The organism is Allofournierella massiliensis (genome assembly GCF_004345265.1).
Taxonomy (GTDB): Bacteria; Bacillota; Clostridia; order Oscillospirales; family Ruminococcaceae; genus Allofournierella; species Allofournierella massiliensis.
In genome coordinates this window covers 1-14400 of record NZ_SLUM01000046.1, presented here as the reverse complement: position 1 = coordinate 14400, position 14400 = coordinate 1, and the positions used below count along the sequence as shown (strand labels likewise).

Below are 14400 nucleotides of genomic sequence, written 5' to 3'. Positions count from 1 at the left end.
GAACACAGAAGTTAAGCTCTGTTGTGCCGAAGATACTTGGTTGGAGACGACCTGGGAAAATAGGTAGGCGCCGGCTTTTCTCTTTGCTTTTTGGTCTTCAAACGGCAGTGCAGCGGCTCGGACGACGAGTGGCAAGGTTGAATGGTTTTGCAAGACCGGAAATTTAATAACATGCACTTCTAGCTCAGTTGGTAGAGCAGCTGACTCTTAATCAGCGGGCCCAGGGTTCGAGTCCCTGGAAGTGCACCACAAAAAGGCAGGACGTTTGTCCTGCCTTTTTTGTTGCGCTTCCCCCCTGCGGGGGCGGCTTCCCCGTTCGCGCTGCTGGCGCTCCGGCTCAGCTCGCAGGGCCTCTCAGGCTAAAAAATATGCCACCGGCATATTTTTCTTAACGCCTTCGTCTAGAAGTACACCGCAAAGAGGGGAGCGCTGTTAGATCGCGCTTTTTGTTCAATGTGTGTTTTATGATCGGGCGGTTTTGCTGCCGTGGCGAAGAATGTGTCGGAAAATTGGCGCACAGATTTTATTGTAAAAAAATAAAACCCATTCATTGGATGTATTGAGGGCAACCGAATCAATGGGTTTTAAGCAGTTAATGCTCTCTATGAGATTTGCGCAAAAGTGGATTATTCTTCGATGGATACACCCAGCTTTTCGGCAATTTCGTTCAGCTTCATGCCGGACTTTTGCGCCTTGGTGACCAGAGATTTGATCTGCTGGGCCTTGGTCTTGCGGGGAGCACGTTTTTTTGGGGTCAGAAGGTCGTGCTTGCGGGCCTGCAGTTTGCGGATCTTTTCGTTGATGGAATCGATTTTTGCGTCAAACTTTGCAGCAGCTTCCGCTTTTTTGGCTTCTACTTCCTGAATGGACTCATTCAACTCCGCAATCTGCTGGTCAAGGTCAGCGGCAATCTGCTGAGATGTGCGGCGTACACGTTTCTGTTCAGACATAGCATACAACTCCTTACCATTTTATAGTACTATTATCGTAGCATACGCGGATAAAAGCTACAAGAGTATTTTGTCTGTTTTTTTCGAAAACACAAAAACACCACAAAATCAGTTATAAAGAGATTGGAGAAAAGTGCATTAGAGAAAATGAGCTGCTGCTAATGGAGAAATTAAAACATTTACGGAAATTAACACGGCAATAAAAAACCGCTTCCTCCATCTTATTCATAAAGAAGGGAAAACCTTCCAGAAAAGAGGAGAAAGCGGAAAAATAACACAAATATTGGAAAAATCAGAACAGATCGTCGTCGGTGTCGTACACAGAGATATACGAGGGAGCATGCTCCTGCTTGAGCAGGGCGATGCCCAGCGCAGCGCCGGCCAGCGCAAAGATCAAAGCTAAAATTTTAACAAGCAGTTTCATCGGGAAACCCTCCTTTGATTGGTTCGATTACTGTTCCTTAAGTATAGCATAAAGCAACCAGCCCGTGCAAACCATTTTATGGGGAAAATCAGCAAAAATGCGAAGAAGATGGGTTACAGAATCGTAATCCATGTTGACTTGAAACCACAAAGCATTTAGAATATTCTAGAGCGGGTGCGCCATGCTGTGGTTCGTACATGCGCCCCGTAGATTGTATGAAATGGGGGAACGTTCAATCCATGTTGAAAAAGCTGAAACGTGCGGCGCTTGGCGCCGGCGTGCCGCATGAGAAGGGAACTGCCACCCTGGCCACGGTGAAGATGCCCGTGCCCAGTAAGGTTGTTCTGCCCATGCAGCAGCACATCGGCGCACCTTGCACGCCGGTGGTCAAGAAGGGTGACACCGTGATGGTGGGTACCCTGGTCGGCAAAGCTGAGGGCTTTGTGAGTGCCAACATCTATTCCGGCGTATCCGGAACGGTGGCCTCTGTGGACACCGTGCATATCTCCAACGGCGCCAGCGTGGCCGCTGTTGTGATTACTCCCGACGGCCAGCAGACCGTTGATCCTGCGGTAAAAGCCCCGGTGGTAACCGATAAGGCGAGCTTTATTGAGGCGATCCAGAACTGTGGTCTGGTTGGCCTGGGCGGCGCCGGCTTCCCCACTGCGGTGAAGCTGAGCCCCAAGACTCCGGTGGATACCCTGGTAATCAATGCCGCTGAGTGTGAGCCCTATCTGACTGCTGACACCCGCGAGATGCTGGAGAACGGCGAGACCATCGCTTCCGGCGTCAAGGCTGTGATGAAATACCTGGAGATCAAGAACTGCGTGATCGGCATCGAGCGCAACAAGCCCGAGTGCGTGAGCGCCATGAACCAGCTGTTCAGCGGCGTGGCGGGCGTGACCGTGAAGGTGCTGCCCAGCCGTTACCCGCAGGGTGCCGAGAAGGTGCTCATCGAGAACACCACCGGCCGTGAAGTGCCCCAGGGCGGCCTGCCCAGCGATGCGGGCGTGATCGTGATGAACGTGACCACCGTATCCACCATCGGCAAGTTCCTGGCCACCGGTATGCCTCTGGTGACCAAGCGCCTGACCGTGGACGGCGACGCCATCAAAGAGCCCAAGAACGTGGAAGCCATCATCGGCACCCCTGTGCGTGAGGTGCTGGAGTTCTGCGGCCTGAAGGAAGGCGTTACCGTTGCCAAGCTGATCAGCGGCGGCCCCATGATGGGTCTTGCCCTGCCCAGCGCCGACGAGCCCGTTCTGAAGCAGAACAACGGCATCCTGGCCTTCAGCGAGAAGATGGCCGCCATGCCCGCTGCGGGCCCCTGCATCCGCTGCGGCCGCTGCATCGAAGCCTGCCCCATGGGTCTGGCCCCCGTGCAGATTGCCGGTGCTTTCAACAAGAAGAACACCGAAGAGCTGAACAAGCTGTGCGTGGATCTGTGCATGCTGTGCGGCACCTGCAGCTATGTCTGCCCTGCCAAGCGCCCGGTTACCCAGACCATGGGCCTGGCCAAAGAATTCGCCAAGAAGGAGGCAAAGAAATAAATGGAAAACCGTTATATGGTCACTGCCTCCCCCCACATTGTGGACCGCTCGTCCACCCGTGGGCTGATGGGCAATGTGATTATCGCTTTGCTGCCCTGCGTAATTGCCAGCGTGTGGATCTTCGGGCTGCGCGCACTGCTGGTGGTGGGCGTTACCACCGCTGCCTGCGTGGGCTTTGAGTACCTGTACTGCCTGCTGATGAAGAAGCCGAATCCCGTGGGCGATCTGTCCGCCGTGGTGACCGGCATCATTCTGGCACTGAATATGCCTGTGAGCATGCCCCTGTGGATTGCCATTGTGGGCGCGTTCATTGCGATCGTTGTGACCAAGCAGCTGTTCGGCGGCCTGGGCTTCAACTTCGTGAACCCCGCTCTGGTGGGCCGCATTGTGCTGTTCACCGGTTTTGCTTCCCGCATGACCACCTGGACCTTCACTCCTCACATGGAGGAGACCCTGAGCGGCATCGACGCCGCTGCCAGCGCCACTCCTCTGCAGGTGGTGGACGCTGCCGGCAACTCCCTGCTGGGCCAGTACCCCATCATGGACCTGTTCCTGGGTCAGCATGGCGGCGTGCTGGGTGAGACCTGCGCTCTGGCCATCCTGATCGGCTTCGTGTGGCTGGTTGCCACCCGCACCATCAGCCCGGCCATCCCCGTGACCTATGTTGCCACCGTGGCTGTGATCAGCGCGCTGGCAGGCAAGCCCGTTCTGGCGGAGCTGCTGGCCGGCGGCCTGCTGTTCGGCGCCGTGTTCATGGCCACCGACTATGTGACCAGCCCCTTTACCCTGAAGGGCAAGATCGTGTTCGGTCTGGGTCTGGGCATCATCACCTGCGGCATTCGCTACTGGGCGAACATGGCCGAGGGTGTTTCCTACGCCATCCTGTTCATGAACCTGATGGTTCCCTACATCAATGATCTGACCCGCCAGAAACCCCTGGGCGCGAAGAAGAAAGGGGCGAAAAAGGCATGAAAAACAACAACATGTGGGAAAACTTCCTGAAACCCGTTGTGGTTCTGGTTGTAATCTGCATCGTGGCCAGCGCCGCGCTGGCCGGCACCAACCAGCTGACCGCTCCCATCATAAAGGCGCAGGAGGAAGCTGCTGCCAATGCCGCTTATCTGGAGGTTCTGCCTGAGGCCGACGGCTTTGAGGAGATCACCGACTTCCAGTCCAGCAATGTGACCAAGGCCCTGAAGGCTACCAACGGCGCCGGCTGGGTCATCCAGGCCTATGGCAAGGGCTTCGGCGGCGACGTGCCTGTGGTTGTTGCCTTCGACAGCGAGGGCACCATCCTGAAGGTGAAGTTCATGGAGAACAGCGAGACCGCCGGTTTCGGCCAGAAGCTGGCTGATCCCTCTGATGCTGACGGCCAGAAGCTGGCCGAGAGCTTCGTGGGCAAGAGCGGCACCCTGGAAGCGGGCGACGTGGATATGATCAGCGGCGTTACCGTTTCCTCCAAGGCTGCTCTGTCTGCCGTGAACTCCGCCGTGAACTGCTTCAATGAGGTTGCTCTGGGCCAGGCTGCCGTGGTGGAAGCCGAGCAGCTGACTCCCGATCAGGCTCTGGAGAGCATGGAGCTGACCGAGATTGAGATTCCCGAGGGTCTGACCGGCGCCTGGGAAACCGCCAACGGCACCACCGTGCTGCGCACGGAAGCCACCGGCTATGAATACGAGACCGCTCCGCTGGATGTTCTGGTGGAGTTTGACACGGATGGCAACATCCTGAACGTATGGGTTGGCACCGATGGCCAGACCGCCGGTATCGGCGATCAGGCAGGCGGCGCCGAGTACCTGAACCAGTACAAGGGCGTTCTGGGCGAGGCCGGTCTGGATGGCGTGGATACCATCTCCGGTGCAACTCAGTCCACCCGCGGCGTGAAGAAGGGTGTGCGCAAGTGCATCCAGGCCTTTGTTGCCATGTATCCTGACTGCGCTGCCGCCACCGCGGTTGCTCCCGAGGGCGGCGATGCCGAGAGCGAGGCTTCCAGCGAGGCTGCTGTGGAGACTGCTACCCTGAGCGACGAGGCCTGCAAGGCCGTTCTGCCCGATGCTACCACCTTTGAGGCGGTGGAATCTGCCACCAGCGGTGTGCAGGCTGCCGTGAAGGCCGACACCGGCTGGGTGATCCAGGCCAGTGCCAAGGGCTTCGGCGGCCAGGTGCCCGTGATTGTGGGTCTGGACGCGGACGGCGCCATTGTGGGCGTAAGCTTCCCCGAGAACAGCGAGACTCCCGGCTACGGTGCTCAGCTGTTTGAGGAGGGCAATGAGAAGGCCGCTGCTCTGGCCGCCAGCCTGGTGGGCAAGAGCGGCGAGGTGGCCATTGGCGACGTGGACGCCATCTCCGGCGCCACCGTTTCCTCCAAGGCTGTTGTGGAGGCCGTGAACATCGCCCTGAGCTGCTACAATGAGGTGGCTCTGGGCCAGGCTCCTGCTGCTGACGAGGGCGGCGAGGGCACCGACCTGAGCGCCATGAGCGCCGAGGAAGCCCGCGCTGCGCTGGCTCCCGGGGCCACTCTGACCCAGATCACTGCTCCCGAAGGCCTGACTGACGCCTGGCAGGGCGACGACGGCAGCTATGTGCTGTATGCCGAGGACAAGGGCTATGAATACTCCACCAAGCCTCTGAACGTGGCGGTTGGCTTTGACGCCAATGGTGCCATCACCGGCGTTTGGGTGGATGTATCCGGTCAGACCGCCGGCATCGGCGATCAGGCCGCCGGCGCGGACTACCTGGGCCAGTACACCGGCATCACCGATGAGGCCGGTCTGGATGGCGTGGATACCATCGCCGGTGCCACCGAGTCCACCCGCGGCGTGAAAAAGGCAGTGCGCAAGTGCATTCAGGCGTATGCCGCGGGCCTTGCGTCTTGATAGGGAGGCTGTGAATTCATGAATAAAGTTCAGATTTTTACCAACGGCCTCGTGAAGGAGAACCCGGTTCTGCGCCTGGTTCTGGGCACCTGCCCCACGCTGGCTGTTACCACCATGGCCTTCAACGGCCTGGGCATGGGCATTGCAGCTACCTTCGTGCTGTTCTGCTCCAACATTGCGATCTCGCTGCTGCGCAACGTGATCCCCGACAAGGTGCGCCTGCCGGCCTACATTACCGTCATCGCCACCTTCGTTTCCATCGTGCAGATGCTGGTCAAGGCTTACGTTCCCGCTCTGGATAAGTCCCTGGGCGTGTTCCTGCCCCTGATCGTTGTGAACTGCATCATCCTGGGCCGTGCCGAGATGTTCGCTTCCAAGAACAAGCCTCTGGACTCTGCTCTGGACGGTCTGGGCATGGGCCTGGGCTTCACCCTGACCCTGGTGCTGATGGGCTCCATCCGTGAGATTCTGGGCTCCGGTACCTGGTTTGGCATTGCCGTGATCCCCGCATCCATCGACCGGTTCACCTTCATGACCACGCCCGCCGGCGGCTTCTTCACCTTCGGCTGCCTGATGGCTCTGGTGATCTTCATCGAAAACAAGACCGGCAACAAAAAAGAGCGCAGCATCGGCTGTGAGGGCTGCCCCTCCAAGAGCGTCTGCGGCGCGAAAGGGGGCTGTGAATAATGGCTGCTCGTTTAGCTGCTATCTTCTTCACCATGATTCTGGTGGATAACTATGTCCTGGTCAAGTTCCTGGGCATCTGCCCGTTCCTGGGCGTATCCAAAAAGCTCAACTCCGCCTTCGGCATGAGCTGCGCTGTTATCTTTGTTATGACCCTGGCCACCGCGGTGACCTGGCCCATCCAGAACTTCCTGCTCACCCCGGTGGACGCGGAAGGCAACCTGAAATGGGATCTGGGCTACCTGCAGACCATCGTGTTCATCCTGGTCATCGCCGTGCTGGTTCAGCTGGTTGAGATCATCATGAAGAAGTACATGCCTCCTCTGCACAAGGCTCTGGGCGTGTATCTGCCTCTGATCACCACCAACTGCGCCGTTCTGGGCGTTACCGTGCTGAACATCGACAACGGCTACAACTTCGTGGAGTCCATCTTCTGCGCTCTGGGCGCGGGCTTCGGCTTCATGCTGGCCATGGTCATCTTCTCCGGCGTGCGCAAGCGCCTGGAGGATGCTCAGCCCCCCAAGTGCTTTGAAGGCCTGCCCATCACTCTGGTGGCGGCTTCTGCCACTGCCCTGAGCTTTGGCGGCTTCGGCGGTCTGATCGAAAACATCTTTGGTGCAATTTAAAAGGAGGCCGGGAATATGTCTATTGCAATGGCGATTGCCATCGTTACTGTTGTCGGCCTGCTGGGCGCCATCATTCTGGTGCTGGCCGCCAAGTTTATGCATGTGGAGGAGGATCCCCGCATCGGTCAGGTGAACGGCTGCCTGCCCGGCGCCAACTGCGGCGCCTGCGGCTACGCCGGCTGTGCCGACTATGCCAAGGCCATCGTTGAGGCCGGCGCTCCGGTGAACAAGTGTGTTCCCGGCGGCGCCAAGGCCGCTGAGGACGTGGCCGCTGTGATGGGTGTGGAGGCCGGCGCCACTGCGGTGGTCAAGGCCATCGTGGGCTGCCAGGGCCGCCCCGGCGTGTGCACCCAGAAGTTTGACTACAAGGGTGTGTCCAGCTGCGCGGCTGCCGCTTCTCTGTTTGGCGGCGGCAAGGCCTGCGTACACGGCTGCCTGGGTCTGGGCGACTGTGTGAAGGCCTGCCCCTTCGATGCCATGCACATTGTGGATGGTGTTGCCTGCGTGAACGTGGCCAAGTGCACCGGCTGCGGCGCCTGCGCTGCGGTCTGCCCCCACGGCGTGATCGAGATCCACGGCAACACCGAGAACAAGCCCAAGGTGCTGTGCAACAACACCGAGAAGGGCGCTCTGGTGATGAAGGAGTGCCAGACCGGCTGCATCGGCTGCATGAAGTGCCAGAAGACCTGCCCCAGCGAGGCGATCAAGGTTACCAACAACCTGGCTCGCATCGACTACGACAAGTGCACCGGCTGCGGTGCCTGCGTGGAGGTCTGCCCCAAGCACGTGATCGTGAAGGCATAAGCCGAACGAAAAACAACGCGAAAAATCCCGCTGCTCACTGAGCAGCGGGATTTTTTCTTTGTTCGGATATCTGTGAAAAATGAAGTACAGTTATGACAGGCTGCGGACGAAAAAGGGGGAAAGCGACCATGAAAAAACAACTCACTCCAGAATGATCCGTGCCAGAGCCGCGGGATCAGCGGCGATATAATCGGCACCTTCGCCGCGCAGCTCCTCCTCGGTGCGGAAGCCCCACAGCACGCCGCAGCCCGCCAGACCGCCGTTTTTGGCGGTGCGGATGTCCACATTGCTGTCGCCCACAAACAGAGTGGAGGCGGCATCCGCGCCCATGGCGGCCATCAGCTGCCGCAGGGCAGTGGGCTCCGGCTTCACCGGAACGCCGGGCACTGCACCCTGTACAAAGCTGAAACGGCCGGGGAAATAATGCTCCAGCACGCCTTTGGCCAGAGGGTGGGCCTTGTTGGTGAGTACACCAAAGACCACGCCGGCGGCCTGAAGGGCGTCCAGCAGCGAAGCAATGCCCGGATAGGGAGCGGTGGTGTCCTCTTTGTGAGCGTCGTAATAGCGGGTGAACTGCTCCAGCGTTTGGGCCAGCCGTTCGGGGCTGCGCTGGTCGGCGGGGGAGAACCGTTCGCAGAGCTTGGGAATTCCGTTGCCCACAAAATAGCGGTATTCCTCCAGCGTGTGGGCAGGCCAGCCGTTTTGGGCGCACACATACTCCCCGGCGGCGGCCAGGTCCTCCAGCGTATTTAAAAGAGTTCCATCCAGATCAAAAATTACAGAACGATACAAAGCAAAATCCGCCTCCTTGACGATAAAAACAGCAAAACGAAAGCCCTCAGGCCACCAGTCGCAGATGGTCTGCCGCCAGCTTCTTGATGCTGCGCACACGGATGCGACGGCGGCAGGGCAGGTGGATGGTCAGGGTGCAGCGGCCCACCGCTTCCGAGAAGGGGGTCTGAATCCAGGCCAGCGACACATTGGGGCTGAATATGCACAGCTGGTGGCGGCTGAACAGCCGGGTGTAGCACACAGCCATGGTGCCGTTGGAGTTACGGGCAACACCCTCGGTGAACCAGCCCTCCACCGAGGCGGCCACCAGACCGGAACAGACCACCAGCGGCACCAGCAGCAGCGGGGTAAGCTGGGGCATTTTCCATATTGATACCACACACAGCATGCCGCAGAAGGCAACCAGTGCCCCACTCTTCCACAGGAACTGGGGCCAGCTGCGGTTTGCGGTAATGCCAGCCACCGGCCGCGGCGGAACAAACTGGGGCATCAGCGCCTGCAAAAGCGTGTCGCGCCCCTTGCCGTAAACCAGAATGGGAAGATCCGCGCCGGTGTAGCTGCCGGCGCACAGGAACACCGGATACCGGCGCAGCAGCCGGGAGATGGGGGTGATGCGGATGTCGCAGTAGCTCACTGCCGATGCCAGAATGCGCCGCTCGGTCAGGTTGACCCGGCCGCCCTTGGCCAGAATCACGCCGCCGCTGCGGCTGACCCGGAACCGGGAGGTGGCCAGCAGCGAGGAGAACAGGGCGATGCCCCACAGCGTGAAGATCAGGGTGAACAGCCAGGCAACACCGGCGGGCAGAAACAGCTCGGCCAGACGCTCCAGCCGGCCCAGATTGGCCATGGCCAGCGAGCCCAGATCCACACCCAGGTTGTTGCCCAGCAGCTCCTGGGTTTGCCGGGCGCTGAAGATTACCAGCAGAGAGGTGGTAACCAGGTTGGCGCTGAGCATGGTGAAGCGCAGCCGTTCTGCCCCGGTGGGGGCGAAAAAGGAGGAGGCGGACTGCACCGGCATCAGGCATTCCGCCAGCACCGAGGCCTGGCGGCGGGGCAGGAAAAACTGCACCTGGCCGAAGGTGGCGCTGGACGCGGCAAACAGCCGTACCCGGGTGCAGCCCACCAGACGCAGATAGATGGGCCGGTCCAGCTGGATGGCGGCCAGATGGGACGGCCGGATCACCTGCTGGCGGTGCCACAGAATGCCACGGCGCAGGGTGAGCCGGCGATCGGTGAGTACGAAGCCGCAGCGCCGCCAGATGAAAAACGAAAAAAGCGCCATCCCGATCAGGATGGCGGCGTCCTGCCGCAGGGCGGTGGCCAGGCTGGGCAGGTCGAACTCGATCAGTGCCTTGAGCATGGGCACAAGGCAGAGAATCAGGCCGTAACGGATGTATTTGACGATGAAAACAATGTGGAAACGCCCCTGGGCGCGCACGGTGCTCATAGGCCGCCTCCTTCCAGAGCGTGGATCAGCGGGTCGGCATCCCGGTCCGAGACCGGGGGCAGAATCAGCATGCAGCCGCTGGTGTACACCACCAGAAGGCTGCTGTGTGCCAGCGCCAGCAGCGGAGTGCGAATGCGGCAGACGCCCGCCACAAAACGGGTGGGCACCCGCCGGCTGGACTTGAACAGGATTCCCCGGCTCAGGCGCACCTCACCCAGCGAGATGCTGCCCCGCACGGTGGAAAGATGCAGCGGCACACATACAGCGCAGAAAAACAGCCAGAGGGCGCAAAACAGCACGCCGCCCCAGAAGGTCTGCCAGAACACAAAGGGGGCCAGCACCACGCCGGGAATCAGAAGCCAGAGGGCCACCACCCGGGCGCCGCCGGCACTTGCGGTAAAACGCAGCACGGGTATGACCTCCTTTGCATACGGGCGGAACGGGACATCAGTTGCTGGCCAGGCCCCAGTCCTGCATCAATTCGTGAATGGCGGTGTCCCGCGCAACGCAGAGCACCTTGTCGCCGTTCAGGATCTGGGTGTTGCCGCGAGGGATCAGCAGCTCGCCCGAGCGGGTAATGGCAATGATAACCGCAGACTCCGAGATGGGGATCTGGGCCAGACTTTTGCCGTTGTACTTGAACCGGTCCGGGATCTGAATCTCAAACACGGTGGCGGTGCCGCCCGCCAGGTTCAGCACCTGCTGGATGGCGGCGGTCTCCACCTCGCGCTCCAGAATGCGGGCCAGATTGTCGGTGCTGGACACGGCGATGTCCACGCCCAGACGGCGCAGCACCTCGGTATTCTTGGGGTTGTTCACCCGGGCCACGGTCTTTTCCACATGAAAGACCCGCTTGGCGATTTGGCAGGTGATCAGGTTCACCTCATCCCGGCCGGTTACCGCCACCAGCGCCTGGCAGCGGCCGCAGCCTGCGGCCTCCAGATATTCCACGGTGGAGCCGTCGCCCTGGGTTACGGGAATGTCTAGGTCGTTGGCCACCTGGCTGCACAGCTTGCGGTCCTTTTCGATCACGATGGGCTGGTGGCCGTGGTCAAGCAGGGTCTTGGCCATGTAGTAGCCCACTTTGCCGCCGCCTACGATCATTACTCTCATATTCGATTCCTCTTCCTTGCTGCTTTGTGCCTTAATCCGCAATGCGGGCGAAGATGATCTGGTCGCCCTCTTCCAGCACCGGCATGGGCTCCACCGCCAGTTCCACGGTGGTGTCGGCCCGCAATACGCCGTAGAGCAGGTCGCCCTCCGGCGGGCGGATGCGGTTCAGGCTTCGGCCCACGTCCCGCAGGCTTACCGGAACGGTGACGAATGCGGTGGTGGTGGCCCCGATGGTCACACTGCGGGACTCCTGGTCATCCAGCAGGCCCAGCAGCATGCTTTCCACGGTCAGGTTGGTGGTGCACACGGTGCGCAGACCGAATTCCTTGGTAAAGAAGTTCTTCAGCGCCGGATCGGTCACACGGGTGATGACCCGGGGCACATGGAAGATGTTTTTTGCGATCTGGGCCACCATGATGTTCACGCTGTCGTCCGGGGTGGCAATGGCCACCGCATCGCAGGTTTCAATGCCCGCCTGACGCAGATCGTCGATGTCGATGGGAATGCCCACCGCGGCGACGCCGGAAAAATGATAACCGTCCACGCCTTCCAGACGCTGGAGCTCATCTGCGCTGGAATCCATCACAGAGACCTCGTGGCCCATCTGCTCCAGAATCCGTACGATATTGGCCCCGGCGCGGCCGCAGCCTACAACAAGGATATTCAAGAAAACACCTCTTTTATAGCATAAAAGAATTGAAAAAAACAGCGAGATGTGGGCCATAAGCCCCACAGGCGGCCCACACTCTTCGATTAACCCGATTATACTGTATTTTATCGGGAAAAGGAAGAGCCCGGCAGAAAAAGGCGTTCTGTTTTGCACTTTCCTGTGGTATACTGTTATGGTACCTGCCGGAAGTGCGGCGGGAGATAAATGCCAGAAAATAAGTGAGGCGAAACAATGGAATGGATTAAAACGATTCTGTACGGGATCATTGAAGGAATCACCGAATGGCTGCCGGTGAGCAGCACCGGGCATCTGATTCTGGCGGAAAAGTATCTGAACATGGGGTTCGACGAGTCCTTCCTGGAGCTGTTCCGGGTGGTCATTCAGCTGGGCGCAATCCTGGCGGTGGTGGTGCTCTTCTTCCCCAAGCTCTGGCCCTTCTGCGCAGACAAGTCGAAGGGATACATCAAGAAGAAAACCTGGGTGATGTGGTTCAAGATCATTGTGGCCACGCTTCCCGCCATGGTGCTGGGCCTGCTTTTGGACGACTGGCTGGAGGAGCACCTTTACAACTATGTGGTGGTGGCGGCCATGCTGATTCTGTACGGCGTGTTCTTCATCCTCATCGAGAACCGGCACAAAAAGCCCCGTATCCGCAGCATTGACCAGCTTACTTATAAAGATGCGCTAATCATCGGTTTCTGGCAGGTGCTGGCCATGATTCCCGGCACCTCCCGCAGCGGCGCCACCATCGTGGGCGGCCTACTTCTGGGCGCCAGCCGGCCGGTGGCGGCGGAGTTCACATTCTTCCTGGCCATTCCGGTCATGTTCGGCGCAAGCGCCCTGAAGGTGGTCAAGTATCTGATGGAGGGCATGGTGTTCACCGGCGAGCAGCTGGCCGTGCTGGGTCTGGGCTGCGCGGTGGCCTTTGTGGTGAGCGTGCTGTCCATTGGATTTTTGATGAACTTCGTGAAAAAGCACGACTTCAAGGTGTTCGGCTGGTACCGCATCGCTCTGGGCATCGTGGTGCTGGCGGCGGCTCTGCTGGGGCTGTGAGCCGCGGCGGCTGAATCAAAACAAGGAAAGAGAACATCCGGCCGGGGCCGGGTGTTCTCTTTGCGATAAGAGTTTGAAAAAGGATGTTTGAATGGAGGAGATTTGCATGGAAAAGGCAAAGGTCTATTTCACCGACCTGCGGGCAAAGCCCGGCATGAACCTGCTGGATAAGCTGCAGAAGCTGATCCGCACTGCGGGCATCGGCCAGATCGATATGGAGGGCAAGTTCGTTGCCATCAAGATTCACTTCGGTGAGCCGGGCAACCTGGCTTACCTGCGGCCCAACTACGCCAAGGCCGTGGCCGACGTGGTCAAGGAGCTGGGCGGCCGGCCCTTCCTGACCGACTGCAACACCCTGTATGTGGGCCGCCGCAAGCACGCGCTGGAGCACATGGATGCGGCCATGGAAAACGGCTTCACCCCCTATTCCACCGGCTGCCAGATCATCATTGCCGATGGCCTGAAGGGCACCGATGAGGCCGAAGTGCCCGTAGAGGGCGGCGAGCATGTAAAGACCGCCAAAATCGGCCGGGCCATCATGGATGCGGACGTGATCATCAGCCTGAACCACTTCAAGGGCCACGAGAACACCGGCTTCGGCGGCGCGCTGAAGAACCTGGGCATGGGCAGCGGCAGCCGGGCCGGCAAGCTGGAGCAGCACGCTGCGGGCAAGCCCAATGTGGACCAGTCCCTCTGCCGCAAGTGCCACGCCTGCGCCAAGATCTGTGCCCAGGACGCCATCTCCTTCACCGGCGAGGGCGGCACCGCCTACATCGACCACAACAAATGCGCCGGCTGCGGCCGCTGCCTGGCCCACTGCAACTTCGACGCCATCGGCGGCGACTGCGACGCGGCGGTGGACGAGCTGAACTGCCGCATTGCCGAGTACGCCAAGGCAGTGGTGCAGAACCGGCCCAATTTCCATATCAATCTGGTGATTGATGTTTCCCCCAACTGCGACTGCCACGGCGAGAACGATCTGCCCATCATCCCGGATGTGGGCATGTTTGCCAGCTTTGACCCGGTGGCGCTGGATCAGGCCTGCGCCGACGCCTGCAACAACATGCCGCCCATCCCCGGCAGCCAGCTGGACGATCACCTGAAGGCTCCCGGCTTCTGCAGCTGTGGCGACCACTTCATCGACTCCGCCCCCATCACCGACTGGCGGGTTTGCACCGAGCACGCCGAGAAGATCGGCGTGGGCACCCGGGAATATGAACTGGTGGTCGTAAAATAATAATACTGTTTGTATTATAAACAGAAAGCAAAACACCCCGGCCTTAGCCGGTGTGGCACAAGAAAACGACGGTTCTGCTTTAGGATTTTGGCGCACAAAATGTTCAAAGGGGCGGGCAAGCCACCAAGGCTTGCGCCGCCCCTTTTCGCACTTTCTGCATCCAAAATCCTGGGG

General features: G+C 59.7%; 15 protein-coding genes, 1 tRNA gene and 1 rRNA gene. 10 read left to right on the top strand and 7 right to left on the bottom strand.

Annotated features, from left to right (window positions below):
* Window positions 1-76, top strand: a 5S ribosomal RNA gene (gene rrf, locus EDD77_RS17070); the annotation flags it as partial.
* Window positions 77-173: 97 nt separating this feature from the next.
* Window positions 174-249 (top strand) — tRNA-Lys (locus tag EDD77_RS17065).
* A 377-nt stretch (window positions 250-626) separates the two neighbouring features.
* On the opposite strand, the gene EDD77_RS17060 is transcribed toward EDD77_RS17065, so the two are convergent.
* Both EDD77_RS17060 and EDD77_RS18720 read right to left on the bottom strand, forming a co-directional pair.
* Window positions 627-950 carry a hypothetical protein gene (locus tag EDD77_RS17060; protein ID WP_058962652.1) on the bottom strand — a complete coding sequence of 108 codons (324 nt, stop codon included), beginning with the start codon at window positions 948-950 and terminating at the stop codon, window positions 627-629.
* A 292-nt stretch (window positions 951-1242) separates the two neighbouring features.
* The gene (locus tag EDD77_RS18720) at window positions 1243-1374 is read right to left on the bottom strand and encodes a hypothetical protein (protein WP_275532622.1); all 132 of its coding nucleotides are present in this window, start codon (window positions 1372-1374) and stop codon (window positions 1243-1245) included.
* 239 nt (window positions 1375-1613) lie between these two features.
* On the opposite strand from EDD77_RS18720, the gene rsxC reads away from it, so the two are divergent.
* From rsxC to EDD77_RS17030, 6 genes are read left to right on the top strand one after another with little or no spacing between them, the layout of a single operon-like run.
* Window positions 1614-2924, top strand: a complete 1311-nt coding sequence (gene rsxC / locus EDD77_RS17055; protein WP_058962651.1) for an electron transport complex subunit RsxC — start codon at window positions 1614-1616, stop codon at window positions 2922-2924.
* On the top strand, window positions 2925-3896 hold the full coding sequence (locus EDD77_RS17050; protein ID WP_058962650.1) for an RnfABCDGE type electron transport complex subunit D: 972 nt from the start codon (window positions 2925-2927) through the stop codon (window positions 3894-3896).
* Entirely contained in the window at window positions 3893-5800 is a 1908-nt protein-coding gene (locus EDD77_RS17045; RefSeq protein WP_058962649.1) for an FMN-binding protein, read from the top strand. Before EDD77_RS17050 ends, EDD77_RS17045 begins: the two co-directional genes overlap by 4 nt.
* Before the next feature lie 18 nt (window positions 5801-5818).
* Window positions 5819-6487 carry an electron transport complex subunit RsxE gene (rsxE, locus tag EDD77_RS17040; RefSeq protein ID WP_058962648.1) on the top strand — a complete coding sequence of 223 codons (669 nt, stop codon included), beginning with the start codon at window positions 5819-5821 and terminating at the stop codon, window positions 6485-6487.
* Window positions 6487-7110: an electron transport complex protein RnfA gene (locus EDD77_RS17035; protein ID WP_058962647.1), complete on the top strand. Its 624-nt coding sequence runs from the start codon at window positions 6487-6489 to the stop codon at window positions 7108-7110. The genes rsxE and EDD77_RS17035 overlap by 1 nt, the downstream gene beginning before the upstream one ends.
* Window positions 7111-7125: 15 nt before the next feature.
* Window positions 7126-7914: an RnfABCDGE type electron transport complex subunit B gene (locus EDD77_RS17030; RefSeq protein WP_058962646.1), complete on the top strand. Its 789-nt coding sequence runs from the start codon at window positions 7126-7128 to the stop codon at window positions 7912-7914.
* Between the two features lie 141 nt (window positions 7915-8055).
* Here the strand turns inward: EDD77_RS17030 and EDD77_RS17025 are convergent, their stop codons facing one another.
* From EDD77_RS17025 to EDD77_RS17005, 5 genes are read right to left on the bottom strand one after another with little or no spacing between them, the layout of a single operon-like run.
* Window positions 8056-8706, bottom strand: coding sequence for an HAD family hydrolase (locus EDD77_RS17025; RefSeq protein ID WP_058962645.1), 651 nt, complete (start codon window positions 8704-8706; stop codon window positions 8056-8058).
* 46 nt (window positions 8707-8752) lie between these two features.
* Window positions 8753-10153 (bottom strand): PH domain-containing protein, encoded by a 1401-nt coding sequence (locus tag EDD77_RS17020; RefSeq protein ID WP_058962644.1) that lies wholly within the window; start codon window positions 10151-10153, stop codon window positions 8753-8755.
* On the bottom strand, window positions 10150-10563 hold the full coding sequence (locus EDD77_RS17015) for a hypothetical protein (protein WP_058962643.1): 414 nt from the start codon (window positions 10561-10563) through the stop codon (window positions 10150-10152). The genes EDD77_RS17020 and EDD77_RS17015 overlap by 4 nt, the downstream gene beginning before the upstream one ends.
* Before the next feature lie 37 nt (window positions 10564-10600).
* Window positions 10601-11266, bottom strand: coding sequence for a potassium channel family protein (locus EDD77_RS17010; protein WP_058962642.1), 666 nt, complete (start codon window positions 11264-11266; stop codon window positions 10601-10603).
* A 31-nt stretch (window positions 11267-11297) separates the two neighbouring features.
* Window positions 11298-11933, bottom strand: coding sequence for a potassium channel family protein (locus EDD77_RS17005; RefSeq protein WP_058962641.1), 636 nt, complete (start codon window positions 11931-11933; stop codon window positions 11298-11300).
* Window positions 11934-12167: 234 nt separating this feature from the next.
* Between EDD77_RS17005 and EDD77_RS17000 the strand changes: the two genes are divergently transcribed.
* Window positions 12168-12989: an undecaprenyl-diphosphate phosphatase gene (locus tag EDD77_RS17000; protein WP_058962640.1), complete on the top strand. Its 822-nt coding sequence runs from the start codon at window positions 12168-12170 to the stop codon at window positions 12987-12989.
* Window positions 12990-13095: 106 nt separating this feature from the next.
* The gene (locus tag EDD77_RS16995) at window positions 13096-14226 is read left to right on the top strand and encodes a DUF362 domain-containing protein (RefSeq protein ID WP_058962655.1); all 1131 of its coding nucleotides are present in this window, start codon (window positions 13096-13098) and stop codon (window positions 14224-14226) included.
* Window positions 14227-14400 lie beyond the last annotated feature (174 nt).